Origin of the sequence: Streptomyces sp. NPDC056373, assembly GCF_042262425.1 — a bacterium.
Lineage (GTDB): Bacteria > Actinomycetota > Actinomycetes > Streptomycetales > Streptomycetaceae > Streptomyces.
The window spans coordinates 852,679-854,305 of record NZ_JBHJPX010000001.1 but is presented as its reverse complement, the minus strand read 5'-3'; the positions used below and the strand labels follow the sequence as shown (position 1 = coordinate 854,305).

Below are 1,627 nucleotides of genomic sequence, written 5' to 3'. Positions count from 1 at the left end.
CGTAACAAGGTAGCCGTACCGGAAGGTGCGGCTGGATCACCTCCTTTCTAAGGAGCACTTCTTACCGATCCCTTCGGGGTGAGGTCAGAGGCCAGCATGCGAGCGAACGTCTCGCACTGGTTGCTCATGGGTGGAACGTTGACTACTCGGCACACTTGATCGTCTTCTCCTTCTAGTACTGCTCTTCGGAGCGTGGAACGTTGAGGGGAGCGGGGAGTGTGTCGGGCACGCTGTTGGGTGTCTGAGGGAATGAACTTTCCTCAGTGCCGGCCCCGGTGAAGCATCACGGAAGTGGTGTGTGACGGGTGGCTGGTCGTTGTTTGAGAACTGCACAGTGGACGCGAGCATCTGTGGCCAAGTTTTTAAGGGCGCACGGTGGATGCCTTGGCACCAGGAACCGATGAAGGACGTGGGAGGCCACGATAGTCCCCGGGGAGTCGTCAACCAGGCTTTGATCCGGGGGTTTCCGAATGGGGAAACCCGGCAGTCGTCATGGGCTGTCACCCGCTGCTGAACACATAGGCAGTGTGGAGGGAACGCGGGGAAGTGAAACATCTCAGTACCCGCAGGAAGAGAAAACAACCGTGATTCCGGGAGTAGTGGCGAGCGAAACTGGATGAGGCTAAACCGTATACGTGTGAGACCCGGCAGGGGTTGCGTATGCGGGGTTGTGGGATCTCTCTTCCACGGTCTGCCGGCCGTGGGACGAGTCAGAAACCGTTGATGTAGGCGAAGGACATGCGAAAGGTCCGGCGTAGAGGGTAAGACCCCCGTAGTCGAAACATCAGCGGCTCGTTTGAGAGACACCCAAGTAGCACGGGGCCCGAGAAATCCCGTGTGAATCTGGCGGGACCACCCGCTAAGCCTAAATATTCCCTGGTGACCGATAGCGGATAGTACCGTGAGGGAATGGTGAAAAGTACCCCGGGAGGGGAGTGAAATAGTACCTGAAACCGTGTGCCTACAAGCCGTGGGAGCGTCGGAATGGAGCTTGCTTCATTCTCGTGACTGCGTGCCTTTTGAAGAATGAGCCTGCGAGTTTGCGGTGTGTTGCGAGGTTAACCCGTGTGGGGAAGCCGTAGCGAAAGCGAGTCCGAATAGGGCGGTATAGTAGCGCGCTCAAGACCCGAAGCGGAGTGATCTAGCCATGGGCAGGTTGAAGCGGAGGTAAGACTTCGTGGAGGACCGAACCCACCAGGGTTGAAAACCTGGGGGATGACCTGTGGTTAGGGGTGAAAGGCCAATCAAACTCCGTGATAGCTGGTTCTCCCCGAAATGCATTTAGGTGCAGCGTCGTGTGTTTCTTGCCGGAGGTAGAGCACTGGATAGGCGATGGGCCCTACCGGGTTACTGACCTTAGCCAAACTCCGAATGCCGGTAAGTGAGAGCGCGGCAGTGAGACTGTGGGGGATAAGCTCCATGGTCGAGAGGGAAACAGCCCAGAGCATCGACTAAGGCCCCTAAGCGTACGCTAAGTGGGAAAGGATGTGGAGTCGCAGAGACAACCAGGAGGTTGGCTTAGAAGCAGCCACCCTTGAAAGAGTGCGTAATAGCTCACTGGTCTAGTGATTCCGCGCCGACAATGTAGCGGGGCTCAAGCGTACCGCCGAAGTCGTGTCATTCATAC

Annotated in this window: 1 rRNA gene (cut by a window edge); it reads left to right on the top strand. The window is 57.2% G+C overall.

Annotated features, from left to right (window positions below):
• Positions 1–352 precede the first annotated feature (352 nt).
• Positions 353–1,627 (top strand): 23S ribosomal RNA (locus ACFCXS_RS03995); it runs 1,489 nt beyond the window's last position.